Raw genomic sequence first — 17,436 nt, forward strand, 5'->3', positions numbered from 1 at the left:
AAGCGGGGACAAACAAGTGGCCGTTGACAGATGTGCTAACGGAACACCCGCCCAAGAACACGGTGTAGCGGCGGGACTCATGTCGGTCCCGCGAGCCGGAGTGCTCACCTGCCAGCGGCTAGGCCGTGTGTCGAAGTAGGTGGAGCCATTCGTTAATGGCAGTGATCTCAAGGACGGCCTGGTAACGGACGCAGAGCTTGTCGTATCTGGTGGCCACAGCCCGGTGCCGCTTGAGACGGTTGATGCCGCACTCGGCGGCGTGGCGGCCGTGGTAGTCGACCGGGTCGAAGGACGGCGGGCGGCCGCCGCGGCTGCCCCGCCGCTTCCGGTGACCGGACTGGTCGGCCGGCTCCGGAATGGTGCAGGCGATACCACGGCCGCGCAGGTGAGCGCGGATCGCCCGCGACGAGCAGGCCTTATCGGCCCGAACCCGATCCGGGCGGGTGCGGGGACGGCCCCGTCCTGGCCGGGCGACCCTGATCTGGGCCATCACCGCCTCGAACTGCGGGGCGTCCCCGCGCTGCCCGGCCGTCACCACCATCGATAAAGGCCGCTGCCCCTGCTCACAGGCCAGATGCACCTTGGTCGACAACCCGCCGCGGGAGCGGCCCAGGGCGTGATCGGCCGGCTCGGTGCCCGCACCTGCGGGTGGCTCGCGCTGCAGATCGCCGCGGCGGCGGGCACCGGCGGCGTGCTGGTGAGCCCGCACGATCGTGGAATCCACGTTCACCTCCCAGCCGATCAACCCGGCCGCATCCGCCCGCGTCTGCAGCCCGGCCAGGACGCCTGCCCAGATGCCGGCGCGCTGCCAGCGGCGAAACAGCGCGTAGACCGCGTGCCAGGAGCCGTAGTGCTCCGGCACGTCCCGCCAGGGCGCACCGGTCCGCACCCGCCAGCGGATCCCATCGATGAGCTGGCGTTTGGTCCACTTCGACGGCCTACCTGGCCCCTTGGGCGGTGGGAGCACCGGCTCCAGGAGCGCCCACTGCTCATCGGTCAGGTCGAACCGCCTCGTCACCGCCAGGGTGGCACGAGGTCTCCGGAACTCAGGGTCTTCTTGGTCGATGACTCCTGTACCGGAGACCTCACTACTTTCGGCGCCGGACACGCCGCTCACTCCACTTTGAGACAGGCCCTAGGCACCAAGCCTGCCCCACCGCTCGGCTTGGTCGAGCCGGCCGAGTTCCAGTTGCGCGCGGCAGCGGCGCAAAGCGACTTCGGGTGAGGGGGGACCTGCGACAACCTGTCGAGCAGATCCTGTGGCTCAGCGGCGCCGATGGCGGCCAGCAGGTCGGCCGTGGGGTCGTCTGGGTCTGGTGTGGGCACAGGCAGGCCACGGGCGATCATCGCCGGGGTTGGCGGCTGGCCGAGCCGGACCTCGTGGTGGCCGCCGGTCCAGCGGCGGCACGGTGCTGAGCCCGCCGTCCAGCAGTGCATGACCTGGTTCGAACATCGTGGAGGGCTGGAAGTCGGCGGGGACTTGGGTGGGATCGAGTGTCTTGATCTCGTGGATCACGCGGAGGATCTGCTCGCGCATCTCGGCTGCCGACTCGAACCGCTGCGCGGGGTCCTGAGCAGTGCTGGGCGGGATGGTGTATGTCGGCAGCGACGACGAGCACGTGTATGCGCTGCGGGCGGCCACCGGGCGGCGTCGACCGCTTGACCAGACGCAATCGCTGTACTGTCCGCCGCCGGCCACGGCGAAGAGCGGGCGGAGGGTCGGAGGCGTCCAAGTCGGTACAGCTCGAGCGAGTTCAACGGCAGGACCCGGGGCTGCGCTCCCCATACGGCTACAATCATGAAGAAGGCTTTCACCAAGCTCTGATAAGATGTATAGCATCCGACTATGCATCGCGACTTGCTTGACGCCCTGACCGCGGGTGAATTGAGACCGCTGCGCGAATGGCTGGCACGTCACCAGGTCGAGACAGGCCGTATTGCGGAATTGCCGCAATGGGACGCAGGGCATCCCGATGCGCAGCGGCCGGGGCGTCGCGCCGACGGCATCTCCGTGACGGCGGCCACGATCAGTGACCAGTGGCCCAAGGCCGCGGCGGCGCCGGGTGGCGTGCCGATGCTCCTGCTGTTCGTTCTCATCTCCGTCGAGGCGGAGTGGAATATCTCCTACTACTTCCAGCCGTTGCAGGACACCCTGCAGGGCGCCGCTCAGTGCATGCGTGACCACGGCGAGCCGCTGAGCGCGCCGGACCGGTGGGCGGGACAGGCGGTGCTGTCCTTGATGGACAGCCTGGCCGCGCAGATCGATGCCGAAAACGCCATGATCACAGGTCAGCTTGCCGCTCATGAGGCCGCACTGAACGCCGCGGCTTCGGCAGCAGGCGAAGCGGCCGGGCCGGCCAGAGGAGCCGCTGCGGAGTATCCGGACCTCAGTGGCTACCTGATCAGGCGAGCAGCGGACTATGAAACATACAACGATGCCGTTGCCCGAGCCGTTCGCGGGTTGCGCCGGTTCCTGGCGGCGGGCGAAGCACTCGATACGACCATCGCCGAGCTCGAAGCGATCGAAATGGGGGGCTCGGTTGCCGACCCCGTCAGCCTGAGCGAACTTCGCGCCCATCGGCTGTCGCTGGCGTCGCTGAACGACAGGAGAAACGAGCCCTGGCTGAGAATCGATCACGGAAAAATCGTCTACCTCTACCCGTTCGCTGTGCGCGGCGTGACCCCGCAGCAGGTCGTCGACCAGGTGAGCCTGCGGGGAAGCCGCTGGCGGCTGGGCGGGGTGGAAGCGGTGTCGGTCAACAGTTCACTGAACCTGGACGACGTCTGGAACGGTTCGGACGCGTTCAGCCGGCGCTACGGTGGTGCGCTGGCGGAACTGCCCGATGTGCTGATCGAGGACGCCGACCGCCGGCTGCTGGGAAGGGCGCAGGCAGAGGTTCGCTTCTCCCGCCTCGGCAATCATTACGTACGCTTCACCTTGGAGATGGTGGACGTCACCCCGAACCAGCTCTATTCCATGATGCTGCGGGGCGCACCCGAATACGGTGCCGTGCGGATCACCTTCGACAGCGGGGACAGGACTTGGCGGCGGCTGTCCGACCTCGCGGCGGCCCTGGAGGAGGACGTTTGTGCACGTCTCCTTGAAAGCGAGCCGCAAGCCCTCGTGAGCCCGGGGACGTTCCACGTGGTCGTCGCCGTCAACGCGGCCTCCACCACGCAAGGCCCCGTCGGACCGTCTCGGTACGAGGTCCGGAGCGCGCGGGAACTGCTGGTTTCGATGGGCGCACAGGTGCTCACCAACCCTGTCACGCATCTGATCGGCTCTGTGGCCGAGTGGGGCAGGTACACCGGCCAGGGAGACCTGGCGGGGGCCATCACCGGACTGACGGGAGACATGGTCATCCGAACCTCCAACACCACCGTCATCAACGCGCCCGGGACGGCGACGTTCACCCAGGGCACCCAGGGGAGCGTGGTGGAGTTCGCGGCCTCGCTCCACGGCCTCTTCGCGGGGTGGTCACTGGAACTGGTGGATTACTACCATCGGGTCGGCGAGTTCCGCGACCGGGTGGACACCGTAGGGCGCGAGCAAGCCGACAGTGCGGCGACCTTGCGTGCTCTGGCCGGCGAACTGGAGGCCGAGAAGGCACGCCTCAATGACTTCGCCATCACGATCCGGTCGACGATCGCGCTCATCAGGTCGCCCTCGCTGCTGTCGTCGCCCGTCGTCGCGGACATGCTGCGACTCGTCTTGGACAACTCCGACTTCGAACGACGCGTCCGGGAGCTGAACACCATGATCGAAGAGATCGGGCAAGACCAGCTCGGGACCAGCATCGAGAGACTGGCCAAGCAGCGCGAAGAATACGAAGTTCTGGAGGAGCACAGGCGCCAGGCACGGCAGCGGGCCAAGCTAGAAGTCTTCCTGGCCGTCATCGCGGCTGCCGGGATGTCGGGCCTGATACAGGTCCTGCAAGCGGGATTCTTCCAGTCCGCCGACGCGGCGACATGGGCGCTCGTGGGCGTCTCCGTGATTTTCGCGATCGCAGCTCTCTTCGGCTTCCTCTTCTGGCCTAAACGAAGCCGATGAGGCCCGCAGTCGCCTGTGCACGCCGAAACCACGACCACGCAGGTTGAAGCACAAGCTCGCACTCGTTGACGATTCCGCGCAGACGTTGCGTTTCCCCGGATGCCCGGGCAGGTGATCTCGCTGGGTTCGTTGATCGGTCGAGTCAGCGGCTGACGGGCGGCCATGAGAAGCGGTTCTGATCCACCCGCTGTGAAGCGACCGCACAGCGTCGCCTGTTCGAGAAGATCTTGTCGTGTGCTCTCAGTCCCCACCATCACCGCATGGCGAGCCGGTCGTTGCAGCGCGGCCAGGCGACCTTCGGCCTCGACGAGAGCGTTGACATCCTCGCGCGGCACCGTGGTGAGCAACTGCGTGGGGGGCATCGACGCAGCAGACCGGCTCGTGCCTTCACTGTGTACTTCGACGCCCCAGGGACAGAGCTCATACCGTGCAGCGGTGTCAAACGCTTTCCGCGGCCCAACGCGAAGGATTCGTTCGAGCCCTGGGCCGCCGTATCCGCGTCGCCGCCCCTGTGCGTCACAGTAGCCGCCACCATCTGCAGAACCTCAGCTACGGGGGAGAAGGTCGCCGGACCGGACACTGCCGAAGAACCTCAACTGCCGCCAGGCGTTACCGGACAATCCTTCGACAGAAAGCCTGCGCCGCCGACAGGCCTCTGTCCGTTCCGGCTCTCCGAAGCTCCGCAAGTCAGCGCTGGCCTGCCGGGGACCTGTCCCGGGCCCCCTCACCGTCCATTGACGGTCGCCAAGAGCCCCGCTAGGGACCCCGCTAGGGACGCAGCTCGCGCCACGGCCGAGACCACGGCCAGGGCGACGGCGATGCGACCAGCGCCACCACTGCGCGCCCGGCCACAGGAACCACGCCACCGTGACCATCACCGCAGTCCCGGCGACCGCCAGCACCCCTCGCGCCTGCCGCTTCGATCGCCGTTCACGTGAGCGCTGCAGACCCGCGCCGCCGTCGCCTGGTTCTTCGTTCGGCGCCGTTTTGATCACACAGCGAACCTATGGACACCGCCCCGGGCCACGTTCGCAAAGCCCGAGGATCTGCCCGCATCCGGACATCCCGCCCGGGGTGTTGCCGTCGTGACTCTCGACAACGGTCAACGGCGGTCAACACCCGGCACCGTCCCATAGGCGTGCCTGCACCCGGAGGTCATCGACGTGGACGAACTCGCGATGCAGCCGCGTCGGCGGCGGCTCGTTCACGAGTTCGCGGTCGGCGCCGGGCGGATCGCGGTGCCGTTGGCCGCCCGCGGCGTGCCGGTGAGCGGCATCGAGCTGAGCCGCGCGATGGCGGCGCGCATCACGGGCAAGCCGGGCGGCGACGCGGTCGAGGTCACGATCGGCGATATGACGACGACGCGGGTGGCCGGCCGGTTCTCGCTGGTCTACCTGGTATTCGACACCATCAGCAACGTGACCGCACAGGACGGGCAGGTCGACGTCTTCCGCAACGCGGCCGGGCACCTGCGTCCCGGCGGGCTGTTCCTCGTCGAGGTGGCCCTGCCGGATCTGCGCCGCCTGCCGCCCGGCCAGGACACCGTCCCGTTCACGATGGCGCCCGGCACCGATGGCGGCGGCTACGTCGGGTTCGACCAGTACGACGTCGTCACGCAGGCGTTCACCTCGAACCACGTCACCGTGTCAGCAGACGGGACGGGCCGGTTCCGCCGTATCCCCTTCCGGTATGCCTGGCCGGCCGAGATGGACCTCATGGCGCGCATCGCCGGAATGACCCTGAAACACCGCTGGGCGGACTGGGATCGCTCGGAGTTCACGGCTGAGAGCACCAAGCACGTGTCGATCTGGGAGACGGGCCGGGGCAGGTGATGGGGTGAAGGCCGCCGCCTCAGGCGGCGCCGGCGGCTGAGCGGATATCGGTCTTGGTGCAGCTAGAAGCCTGGCGGTGCTGGTCGCCGTCAGCCGACGGGTGATCCGCGCACTGAGCTTCCCTCCGCTGTTGGCAGCACGATCCGGGCCCTCAACATCAGGCAGACGGGCGCCGACGGTACCTGCATCAGCAGCCGCACTACTTCACGATCGGTGTCCGGCACGGCTGGCGGCGCAGCGACAGCCAATGCGTCATGCGCCGCGTGGCCACCACCGTGTGGAACCCATAACGAGTACGAGCAGGCCGCTGGACCTGTGTGGGTCAAGCTCGCGGCAGCTACCAGCTTTTGCACCAGATCTCGACATCAGCTTCGCTGGCTCATCGGCGTTTCGAGACGTTTTCTGGTTTGTGCCTGCGCCGGGCGCTCGCCAAGCCACACTCCCTGAAGGGAGCAGTGGGCCATCGGGGCGCGCTGTGGGTGCAGGACGGCGGGGAACCAGTATGGGCGACGGAACAATTTCGTCGGGATTACCGCACGTGCCGCGAGGGGCGTGGCTAGTGCGGTATGGCACTCGCCGGATCGTCCGGCTCAACCCCGGAGCGCGGGCGCTGCTGGTCCTCATCGGTTCCGGGATCATCACGCTGTCGTGGGTGATGCCCTGGTACGACGTCACCATCTTCATGCGGACGGCCAGGGCGTTCCACGCGACGACCGGGCTCGGCCACTTCCCGGCGCTGGCCTCGCTGACCGGCCAGGACGACCTGACACGCAAGTACGGCCAGTACATGCTCCACCGCGAGTACAGCGGCGGGGACCTTGTTCACGGCGGACCCGGCCTCGCCGCACTCGGGATGCCGCAGTACTACTATCAACTCTCGCTGGCCCTCACCATCGTCGGGCTGATCGCCTGGCAGGTGGCGCGGCGAGGCGGTGACGGCACGCTCGCGCTCGGCCTGCGCAGGATGGCCGATGTCACCATGGGCCTCGGACTCATGTATCTGGTCGCCGTCGCGGCCATCAAGACCCTGCACATGCGGTCGCTGACGACGGTGGCCGACGCCGCCACCGCGGAGCTGACCTACGACCTGGCCCGCCGATCTGCGGGCGCCCATCCGATCGCCTACGCCAGCGCCGGCTTTTCCAGCGGGCTCATCGCGGTCCTCCTCGGCCTGGTCGTTGCCTCCTTCGGCATCCTGGCAGGCGACCGCAGCGAACCTTCCGAGACCATCCTCGGCACCGACGTCTCCTCCATCGCTCTCGTCCGCATCGGCACGACCTTGATCGCGAACGTTCTCACCGTCCTTGGCATCGTCTACCTCGCCCTCAGCGTCGTGTTCTTCATCTGACCCGCTTCGTCGTCGCCCGACCAGGCGGCGCTGGAAGAGCGCGACGGAGAGTTCCGGGTCGCGGGCACAGGTTTGTGGTTCAGCGGCTCCGTCGCTGGGTCCATGGGGGCGTGGGTCTGCAGCCAGTAGTCGCCGTATCTGCCTCCCCGGCTGGACCGGGGGTAGGCGGTGGAACTGCTCACCATCACCGCCGCCGACCGGGATGGTGCCGGGCTGGAGGGTGCTGTCGAACTGGTGAGGACGAGGTAGTGCCCGAGGAAGGGCGAGCGGAGCGGCCGGGCCGGTTTGCCTGCTGACGATCGTGACGGCGGCCGCGTGTATCTGATGGATGTGAGCGAGCCCGCCGGTCCGGTCGCCGTGCCGGGGGCCAGCGGATCCAACCGGGCGACGCAGCCGCCGGGTGGTGCCCGGGGTGCTCGCTGGCGTCGGCGGCGTGACCGGATCGTCCCGTCGGCACAGGACCATCTCGATGCCTCATCGCCGGGGAACGGCGCTGGAGTTGCTGGACAGGCGGCGCGCGGACCGGCGCCGGTGGTTCGACACCGGCGGCATCCTGCTGGCGCTCGTGCTCGCCGCGCTCGGCCTGTACGTCACCCGGCAGTCCCTGCTGGCGGGCAGGAGGGCCAGATCACCGATCGGGTACGCCGAGGCCGTCGAGTAGCTCGGCTCGCCCTGGGGGCTGGAGGCCCGGCTCGCCGCCGTCGACGCGCTGGATCGGCTTGCCGGGCCCGCGTACACGTCGGAGATGTCGAGGCTGTCGTAGGTCAACCGCCCTTCGCGATGCCGATCGGCCACCGTCAGCCGGGAGGTGACTTCGCCGTCCGGGGCCAGGACGAGGACGTCGGCGTTGACCCCCGCCCGGACGGCGACGGTGTGGTGGTCGCGGATCGTCAGTCCGGCGGCGGCGAGGTGGGTGGTTAGGGTCTCGGTGGTCCACAGGCGCTCGCGGACCGCTGTCAGATACGACTTCACCTGGCCGCCCGCCGTTATGGCCATTCTGGAAAAACAGCGTCCGGGAGAAGCAGGGGCCGTCAGGGTCGTGGCGCATCGCCACATGCAGCAAATGCTGCCGTCCGCGGTCGTCGGCTGACCGTCGGCTGGTTGACCTCCCAGATGGGCCGCGCCGCGGCGGGCTGGCGGCCGACGAGATCACCGTGGTGATCGTGACCGACGGGCAGGAGAACGCCTCCCGCGTGTACGACCTCGGAGGAGATCAGCCAGAAGGATCAGGCGACGGCGGAACCGGCACGGCTGGCGGCTTGTGTTCCTCGGTGCCGATCAGGACGCCCTCGTCACCGGCGCATCCATCGGTATGTCGGCTGACCTCAGCATGTCCTTCTCCAACTCTCTATTCCGGCTGGGCTGATCTGGCGGGTGCTTCATGGTCAGGCAAAGCCGGCCCCGTTTTCATTGAGTCGCTAAGATTCCTGGTATGACCATCGTCTCGAAGGTAAACGTCTTTTCGCCCACGGTGTAGATGACCTTATAGCTCTGCCGTTAATGGCGGATCTGGGATCATGTGTGGATTGTCCCATAGCAGGGTGATTTCGCGGGCGGCCATCGGAGATCTTTCGGCTTGGAATGCTTTCGCTCGTAGTATGCGAAGCGCGGTCGGCCATTCATTGAGTGGTTTCTCGGTAAAGGATTGGATGGTTATGGCGGCCTGTTCCGGGTGATCATTGGTTCTGGGCCAGATCATTACAGGGACCCCCGCCGCGATGGCCGCCCGCAGCACATCTTTTCGGGGCGGCGCCAGGAACACCAGGACCGCTGTTTCGTCGTGCTCTAGCGATCTGAGAATTTCGCTGCTGGCCTGTGAGCTGTCCGTGATGTGCAGCACCCGAGGATTTCTCGGATCACGGATCGAAAGGTTCCACCTGTGTAGCAGCAGGTCGCGGGCAATCGCCGGTGAACGGCGCTCGGTTGGTCGCACGGTTACGACGAATCGAGTTCCAAGAAGCCCTCCCGGCCCGACATCGTTGTCCGCGCTCAGGCTGTCGAGTGCAAGCTTGTCGAAGGGATAGGAAAGCAGACTCTGCGGGACCGAGAATTCCAAGCTGAGTTCCGGATCGCTGTCAGGCCGCCACGTCTCAGCAAGTGACTCTGCGATAACCGCCGATACGGTCTCCTTGATCATCTTTCGAGGGCTTGGGCGCATCGGCGCAACGAGATCCCACGACTCTGCAGAGGGCTCATGTAGATAGGCGGCAAGTCGGTAATCGCCATCCGCGAATCGGTCAATGGTGACATGAAGGAGCCTGTGACTCAGCCGCCGGTCGAGTTCAACTGAGTGGGGGATAGCCCTATCGATAAAGGCTCTGAGATCGTCTGCCAAGCCTTCAGGGGCCATGTCTGCTAGGAGCAGCAACCATTGGCGCAGGGGCGCATATGTCGCCGGTGACGAGGGATCACCGATAAGGAGCTCTTCGGCGACGTACCGGACCCCATCCCACGGTGTGCGGAAGTCCAGCTGCGGCGCCACGTAGGGAAACGACCGCTGAAAGGCGGATGTGAGGGCGCCTAGATTTGGCATCTGCGTGATCAGAGCTCTCAGCCTGCGGCGGTCTTTAGCGGTGAGCCAGTCTAGGGGCAGGAGGTCGTCGATGGGTTCCCAGTAACGGCGGACGGCGGTGATGGGGAGCATCGTCCCGGTATCGTCCGGTCCGCGTCCGGTCAAGATCGCGCAGAGCTGCTGTGACCGGGGAATGAAGATTCCCGCGCCGCTGGCTCCGGGACGAAGGTCGGCGAATCCCGGACCACCGTCGAACCGAATTAGCTCGCCGATCCGTGCGTCTGGATTCGCCTTGATGGGCGTGAGGGTCACGGTACCGTCGGCGATCGAGACGCAGGTCAGGTCTGCGGGTGTCCTGGCGTTAGGTGAGCCGAGCTGGACCGGAGGCGTGGAGACTGGAGTGGTCAATTCGACGACGGCGACATCGGGGACGCCGAAGGTGCCCTCTGGGACCCTTTCGTCAGACACGCGCCAAGGGGCACGGAACACCACCCTGCCGGGCTGTGGAGTGCCATCGTCGGCAAAGTAAATTACTACCTCGGCAGCGGCCGGTAGTGCGTGCGCGCAGGTCAGGATATATCGAGCCGAGATCAGCACACCGTTGGCCACGGGGCGGTGGTCAATAAGGATCTGGGCCAGCCCGGAGCGGCGCATTCCCATACCTGCAAGGACGCGCTGTCGGGAAATGGCAGTCTCTGCCGTTCGGGGGTCGTCAGGCCCGAGTATTCGTTGATACATGCTGTGGGCGCCCTCGAAGTCGTCCAGGGCGTTCTGAGGTCGTCGTTGAGATTCGTGGAAGTGTCCGGCCAGAGCGAGCAGATCCGCCAGGGCGGTGCTGTTGATGTCGGTGTCGGCGGGTGCATGGGCTGCCAGCGCTTCGATGTGCGTCACCAGTTCCGGCCAGAACGGCCAGGACGACGGTGGTGGTTCGGCCGGTGACGCCGCAGCGAGTAGGGCGGTGGCGGCCGAGCGTGCTGCGGCGATCTCGGGTTGGCTGCGATATGGGTCGGCAGGGTCGGGGGTCCTGGCGATGGTCTGCATGAGCCGGTTGACGGCGATGTCAGAATCAGTGAGGGTGACAAGATTGTGGCCGGCCAGAATTTCCAGCGCCCGGCTGAGTCCTCCGGTTTCGCCGGAGCTGCCCAGGAAGCTCCGTGGAATGGGGTCCGGGCCGAACCAGCTCAGGATGCGCAGCAGGGGCGCTGCAATGGAAACCTCGGGCAGCATTGACAAGGTCTCTTGCCAGAGCACCCGGACCATCGACTGTCCCGCAGCCTGGAGGGCACCGAGCACATTCGCAGGTTTTCGTCGGAACCGTTCCAGGTAGTCGGAAGGCGCGATGTGCGTTTGGCGGAGGTACTGTCCGGCGCTGGTGATGGCCAGCGGCAGATGTCCGAGTTCGAGGGCCAGTGCGGCCAGTGCGGCCAGAGGGCCGGTGTCCGGGACGTTCATGGTCAGGCCGCTGTGGTGGGCGAGCAGCCTCACAGCGTCGGCTGCGGGGAGTTCGGGCAGCCGGATGACCTGGGAGATCTGTTCTCCCCAGGGCGCTGAGAGTCGGCTGGTGATGATGATGTGGCCGCTGGTGGGCTGCGTCAGCAGGTGGTCGATGTCGCGGTGATCGGTGACATGGTCTAAGACGAGCAGCCAGCCGTCATGATGGGCCAGCCATCCCACCGCCCATTGCGTTGCCTCCGCGGCCTGGGTGGCAGAGGCGGGGCGCAGTGCCGCAGCCAGTGCGATGAGCCCGGCTTCGACCGACTCCGGTGAGTCAGCCGTCATCCACCACACAAGTCCGCCTGAGTCCGCGTGCCGGTGGGCGTGCTGGAGGGCTAAGGCTGACTTGCCGATCCCGGCGAGCCCATGGACGACGCTTGTCGCACCGGCGCCGGGCACATCCGGTGAAGAGTGCAGCAAGGCTAGTTCTGTGGCGCGTCCGACGAACGGCGTGGCCGGGGCCGGGAGGTTGGCCAGCCCGGAGGGCGCCGGTGTCTGATCGGGAGGTGCGAGCTGCGGCGGTATCACCTGGTGGAGTCTGGGTGCGGGCGGCCCGGCGGGCGCGGCTGCGGCTGCGGCTGTGGGGTTCTTGCCGGGAGGTGCGGCGAGGTAGGCCAGGGTGTCGCGCGAGGCCCGTATGAACGGTCGCAGATCATCCGGCAGCACGGCGTCGGCATGCGGGTCCTCCAGCACCGCTGGGAAGGTGGCCGATCCGGCCCGGGCGGTGACGTGCCGCCGGAGCACGGCGTACACCTGGAGGATGTCGGTCTCGCTGATCAGCTTGCGCAGCGCCTCGCGGACGCCGCCGCGATGCCGGAGTGCGCCCTCCGGGGTGTGGACGAACAGGCCGCTGATGACGACCTCGGCGACGTCCCCGACAGCGGCGGCGGGCACCATCTCCTGGCGTAGCAGGTGGAGCGGTGGCAGGCTGATCTGCTCAAAGGGTGAACTCAGGACGGCCAGGCGCACCGCTTGCGGGGTGGCGGTCCTGCGGAACGCGGCCACCAGGTCGGCTCCGCGTGGTGGGGCGGGGGCCGCCGATGTGTCATCGGTGTCTTCCCCGTCGTGGTGAGGTCGTCCTGCGGTGGGCACCAGGAAGGCGTCGCAGCCGTGCGGGTCGCCGCGCATGAGCGTCCGTGCCCAGCGGCCGAGTGCGTACCTGCTGACGGGGGCGGCGGGGACGGCGATCCATTGCTCATGGAGGTCGTCGAGCTGCCAGGGCACCGCGAAACGCAGAGCGGGATTGGGGCTGCCCGGGGTGAGGGCGCGCACGCGGACGGCCGGCTGGTTCAGGCCGGTGCGGGCCCACAGCCTGGCCGGCAGCGGGCTGATCAGCGAGGTCGGGGTCGAGGCCGCCCAGGCGCGCACCGTGCGCCAGACGCCGGGCCGGCTCCAGCCCGGTGCCGCTCCGTCGGTGACGAAAATGATCAGGCGCCGGCGGCCGCCGGCGGGGGGCTGGCTGGCCGCGACGGGCCGGCCGGCCCGGTCGTGCAGGGTGACGCCATCAGCGTGCACGGTCATGCGCCAGGCGCGGACGTCGTGGAAGGCACCCAGCCGCTGGAAGGTGGTTTTGAGCTTGGCCACCTCTTGGTCCCAGATCCGCATCGACGGCGAGTCGTCGACCACCAGGACGACCTCGAACCAGGGCTCGGGGGTCGGCTGGAACCAGGGGATCAGCTGCCAGGTGCGCGTGTAGGCCCGGACGGTGGCGTCGATGTCCAATCGCCGATGGCGGCCGTTGGGCCACCGGCGTTTGAAAGGCCGCAACGATCGGGCGATATGCAACGGCTGTGACAGGGGAGCGGCACTGCGAATGCGGGCACCCCGCCCTCGTGCGCGAGTGCGGTCGGCCGCATCCTCGGTATCGGCCGTGCCCGAGGGCGGGCTGGCGGGATGGGCGGGGCTCAGGGGCCGGGCTGCGCTGTCTGAGGCCACTGCTGTGTGCCGGGTGGAGCCAACCTGGTCATCCGCGGGCGGTGCGGAGGCTGGCGGCGGGGACGGGTCACCAGGCCGGGGCGGTGAGGCGTGCGCCGCCAGCCAGAGCACCTCGGCCATCGAGACGCCGTCCAGGCCCGGATCGGCCGCCAGCAGCGCCCGGACGCAGCGGGCCAGGTCCTCATGCATGGGTGAGCTCGTGCAGCAAAATGTTCAGCAGGTCATCGCGCTGCGCCCCCTGCGGGGCATCGTCGCCGGTCAGGATGAACACCGCGTTGAGGAGCTGATCGATGGCCAGACTCTCACCGGCGTGCAGCCGCGCCAGGAATCGGCTCAGCAACTCTTCCACGGCGGCGTTTTGGGGGACGTGCATGCCCAGGTGGGCGCCGACGATGTCCCTCAACAACTCGACGGTGGGTTCGGGCATGGCGAACCGCAGGCAGCGGCGCAGGAAAGCCGGCGGGAAGTCGCGCTCGTCGTTGCTGGTCATCACGATGAACGGGAACTCGGTGCACCGCAGCCTGCCTGCCTGGATCGGGTGGGTCTGCTGGCTGTCCCACAGCCGCACGGCCACGACCGGACTGCTGTACCGGGCCAGTTCAGCGATCTCGTACTCCCCCCTTTCCAAGACATCGAGCAGGTCGCCAGGCAGATCCAGATCGCTTTTGTCGATCTCATCGATCAGCAGGGCGCGAGGCTGCGGGGCGGGTACCAGCGCGGTGCCCAGGGGGCCGAGCCGAAGGAACGGCGCGATGTCGTCGATGTCGTCGGCGGCGGTGTTCTGCACGCCGCCAGTCCTGTTCGTCTCACTCGCCCTTCGGGCGTCGCGGGCCTGTGTGAGTTGCTGCTCGTGGATCCGGCCGAGGACGTCGTAGCGGTACAGCGCCTCGGTCAGCGTGCTGCGCGAGGTGATGTGCCAGCGCAGCACCGGGCCGAGCTTCAGTTCCCGCGCCACCGACTCGATGACCGTGGATTTGCCTGACCCGGGCGGGCCGGTGAGCAGCAGCGGCCGGCGCAGGGTAAGCGCAGCGTTGACCGCCTCCGGCAGGCCCGGCGGCGGCCGGAAGGCCAGGCCGAGCGGGCGGCGGGGGAACTCCCGCCATGGTGGCGGCGGGGGGAGGGCAATCGGCCGGGCGACGCCGTCACCGCGGTAGTAGGAACCCCAGGCCATCAGGTCCTCCTCATGATGTTCACGGCCGCAGGCTCGCGCAGAAGGCGAGCCAGTCGTGGTCGTCCCAGACGGTCCGCAGATCCGCCATCACATTGGCGCCGCTGGCGCCGCCCCGCCAGCGATCGCGGTAGGCCAGCAGGAACCCCAGCGGAAGGTCGTCCCATTCCTGATCGACCCGGCGGCGATGCTCGGGACCCGCACCTGTGTGCTGCGGCCAGATCAGCACCGAGGAGAACTGCAGAAGCACCTCGAACAGCTGGTCGTTGGCCCCGGGATCGTCCAGCAGGCCGATCGCCTTGGGATACCTGCCCATGCGGAAGGCGTCGCGGACCTCGCCGGGATCTGAGCACTGGCGGGCGGGAAGCCAGCTCAGGCGGCCGCCGCCGGTGACCGCGGTGGGTTGCGCAAGCCGCTGCCAGGCCAGCCGGTTCAGCCGCAACGCCTGCCTGGCGGGATCGAGCCGCCCGCTCCAGCGGATCAGCACCCGGTGCCCCAAACCCAGCAGCTCCCCGTAGTCCAGCTGTTCGGGCCGCCACTGCAGCATGATCTTGGCGGGAACCGCGACGTCGATGTGGCACAGCTCCAGATCCAGGCTGTCGGCGTGGTCCTTGGCCCAGTCCACGCCGGCGGCCAGCGCCTCCTCGGCCCCCGGCCGATCGGGGGCACAATAGATGACCCTGGTGTCCCGGATGGCCCCATCCAGCAGTAGCCAGGCATCGAGTTGCTCGGGCCAGTCCCCGGTGGGCGAACTCAACGCGACGATCAGCCGCAGCCTGTCCGCGGGCGCCGAACGCCGCTCGCAGGAATCGACCGCCTCGTTGTAGGCGACGAGGGTGTCGTGCGCGCTCACCCAGTCGCGCAGTTCCGGTGCTTGCAGATCGGCGCCCCCGTCGTAGGCGAGCTCGACCAGGAACCGTGTCAGCGCAGCCTCGCACTGGCCTGGTTCGTCCGGCGGAACCCGCAACGCCACGTGCTCGGCGGCGTCGACCTCGGTCAGAGCAGCAGGGCCGGGAAGAGGCTGCGACGACAGGGCCCCCGCGCCCGCCATGGCACGGCGGAGCCGCCGCCGGGTCAGCTTCGTCGGCAACAGCGAGCGCAGCACCGCACAAGCCTCGTGTGCGTTGACCAGGCAGGTGAGGACCCTGATCGCGGAATCGCGGGTCGGGGCGGCCGGTAGTGCCCGGAGACGATCGCAAAGACCCGGCAGGTGGTAGGCGTCCGAGAGTGTCCAGTCGCCCTGGCCGCGGTCTTCGGCGCCCAGCACGTCCAAGACGACCGCGAGCGCGGCCCGCCCAGGCGCGCCCAGGCCTTGCAGACCGCCATCGGATCGGCCGGTCTTCCAGCGGCGGTTGTGGGCCAGCCACAGCGGTTCACCGCCTTGGCCGCCCCCGTACTCCAGGAAGATCACATTTTGGTCGGTGATGCGGGGGGTCAGGACAGCGGCGATCTTCTGCAGGTCCAGGAGCGGGCCGGCTTCGGTCACGCCCTCACCGATCACGGCGGCCAGTTCACGCGACAGCGTCATGTCATAGGCGGGCTGATCCACGCCGGTGGCCATCAGCAGCCCCAGCCGCGTCTGCCCGTTCAGCTGTCCCATGGACAACTCTGGTGCCGGGGGCATTGCACCCGCGGCCGCGCAGGTGTCGATGACGGCCAGGACGCCGTTCAAACCTGTCTTGTCCGCGGCCCGCGCCAGGACCTCCCTGACGTTGACGGCGCTGTCCTCATCGCCCTCCACCGAATCGCAGCCCATCAGATACAGCTTGGGCACAGAGCCAGGGACAAAACCATGGCCGAGCAGAGCCAGCAGCAGCGTGGCGCCCTCGGTGGCGGCGTGCGCAGTGGCCTTCCGTAACGCCTCTTCGATACGCCGTGCGGGCAGGTCCCCCAGCATCAGCTTCCGGCCGTCGGGCAGTCCCGGAGCGCAGGCGCCCAGCCGCGGGTCGGCCAGTGCCGCCGACAGGCCGCGGGCGGCCTGCTGCAGATGAGGCAAGTCCTGCATGCACGAACACTGCGTGGCCACGACCAGGGCGTGGCGGCGGGTACCGGTCATGCCGGTGAGGTCCAGGACCGCAGGACCTCCATAACCGGGCCGGCGACGTCAGGGTGGGCCAGGTACTTGGTCGCGGTGTGCACCCACAGGCCGTCAGAGTCCACGCGGCTGCTGCCGGGTAGCACACCCGCCGAGTTGGGCAGCACATCCGACTCCAGGATGGGCCGGGGCACGATGATGTCATCGCGGTCCCAGAAGTTGAGCCAGCGGTCCACGCATTCGGGGGTGCCAGGAGGCGCCGGACGGACCCTCGGCCACACGACCCCGCGCGTTGCCAGCGGCGACCCCAATGTCACCAACAGCCGCACCGGCTCCCGGCGGCCGTGCAGCGTCTCGAAGGCCACCACGCTGCCCAGGGAATGCGCCACCACGACCACCGGCCCCGAGCCCAGCGCGTCCGACACCGGCTGCCGGACGCGTTCGTCCAAGGCATGTCCACCCGAGTCCTTCTCACTCCGCGCGAGATAACGCGCGACCTGGGCGAAGTCCCGGATGAGCAGCTTCCCTCCGGCCCACTGCCCGGCACGGCCCCAGGGCCCAGCCCCCAGCAGCGTGGTGGCGGCGTTGATGGCGCGCCGCACGACGTCTCCCGTGCCCTGGGCGCTCCTCTCACGCGGCTGAAGCTGGGCGAGCGCGCGTTCCAGCAGGGCATCGTCAAGCCCGCCAGCACGTTCGCGATGCATTTGAACGGTCTCGATCAGTAACTCTTTGAGCAGGACAGTCTCGTCGGCATCCACATCGATCCCGGCGACGCCCTGCGCCCCCGGACGCTGAAACCGGTCGCCGTAGTAGGCGAAAACCACGTTCGCCAGACTTCCGTCGGCCAAGCCCAGGGCGGCGTCCGAATGCCCGGCCCGGCGGGCGCCCTCGGCCAGCGCACGGGTCCAACGCTCCCGGTCGCGCTCCACCCGGCGCGGGCCACCGATTCCGTGCACGAAGATCAGCCGCGGTGTCACCAAACCTCCAGGTCACAAGACGGTGGGAGCCTGACCCTCTGCCGGTCACACGAGCCTAGGGGAGGCGGCTGGCCATGCCCACCA

At 68.2% G+C, this 17,436-nt stretch carries 9 protein-coding genes; 3 read left to right on the forward strand and 6 right to left on the reverse strand.

Going from position 1 to position 17,436, the window contains the following annotated elements; genetic code table 11:
* Positions 1 to 118: 118 nt before the first annotated feature.
* Entirely contained in the window at positions 119 to 1,024 is a 906-nt protein-coding gene (locus tag AGRA3207_RS36755; protein ID WP_231336505.1) for an IS5 family transposase, read from the reverse strand.
* Between the two features lie 822 nt (positions 1,025 to 1,846).
* Here AGRA3207_RS36755 and AGRA3207_RS36760 point away from each other — a divergent pair.
* The 3 genes from AGRA3207_RS36760 to AGRA3207_RS36770 all read left to right on the forward strand — a co-directional run bounded on the left by AGRA3207_RS36760 (position 1,847) and on the right by AGRA3207_RS36770 (position 7,231).
* A complete protein-coding gene (locus AGRA3207_RS36760; protein WP_231331953.1) occupies positions 1,847 to 4,051 on the forward strand; it encodes a hypothetical protein in 2,205 nt (734 codons plus the stop codon).
* Positions 4,052 to 5,214: 1,163 nt separating this feature from the next.
* Entirely contained in the window at positions 5,215 to 5,883 is a 669-nt protein-coding gene (locus AGRA3207_RS36765; RefSeq protein WP_231331954.1) for a methyltransferase domain-containing protein, read from the forward strand.
* A gap of 559 nt (positions 5,884 to 6,442) precedes the next feature.
* A complete protein-coding gene (locus AGRA3207_RS36770) occupies positions 6,443 to 7,231 on the forward strand; it encodes a hypothetical protein (protein ID WP_231331955.1) in 789 nt (262 codons plus the stop codon).
* Positions 7,232 to 7,705: 474 nt separating this feature from the next.
* Here AGRA3207_RS36770 and AGRA3207_RS36775 read toward each other — a convergent pair whose 3' ends face one another.
* The 5 genes from AGRA3207_RS36775 to AGRA3207_RS36795 all read right to left on the reverse strand — a co-directional run bounded on the left by AGRA3207_RS36775 (position 7,706) and on the right by AGRA3207_RS36795 (position 17,352).
* The gene (locus tag AGRA3207_RS36775) at positions 7,706 to 8,227 is read right to left on the reverse strand and encodes a hypothetical protein (RefSeq protein ID WP_231331956.1); all 522 of its coding nucleotides are present in this window, start codon (positions 8,225 to 8,227) and stop codon (positions 7,706 to 7,708) included.
* Between the two features lie 487 nt (positions 8,228 to 8,714).
* Positions 8,715 to 13,361 carry an SAV_2336 N-terminal domain-related protein gene (locus AGRA3207_RS36780; RefSeq protein ID WP_338028243.1) on the reverse strand — a complete coding sequence of 1,549 codons (4,647 nt, stop codon included), beginning with the start codon at positions 13,359 to 13,361 and terminating at the stop codon, positions 8,715 to 8,717.
* A complete protein-coding gene (locus AGRA3207_RS36785; protein ID WP_231331958.1) occupies positions 13,354 to 14,343 on the reverse strand; it encodes an AAA family ATPase in 990 nt (329 codons plus the stop codon). Before AGRA3207_RS36785 ends, AGRA3207_RS36780 begins: the two co-directional genes overlap by 8 nt.
* A 19-nt stretch (positions 14,344 to 14,362) precedes the next feature.
* On the reverse strand, positions 14,363 to 16,345 hold the full coding sequence (locus AGRA3207_RS36790; protein WP_231331959.1) for a vWA-MoxR associated conflict system protein: 1,983 nt from the start codon (positions 16,343 to 16,345) through the stop codon (positions 14,363 to 14,365).
* A gap of 47 nt (positions 16,346 to 16,392) precedes the next feature.
* On the reverse strand, positions 16,393 to 17,352 hold the full coding sequence (locus tag AGRA3207_RS36795; RefSeq protein ID WP_231331960.1) for a lipase family protein: 960 nt from the start codon (positions 17,350 to 17,352) through the stop codon (positions 16,393 to 16,395).
* Between the last annotated feature and the right edge of the window lie 84 nt (positions 17,353 to 17,436).

This window comes from Actinomadura graeca (assembly GCF_019175365.1).
Taxonomy (GTDB): domain Bacteria; phylum Actinomycetota; class Actinomycetes; order Streptosporangiales; family Streptosporangiaceae; genus Spirillospora; species Spirillospora graeca.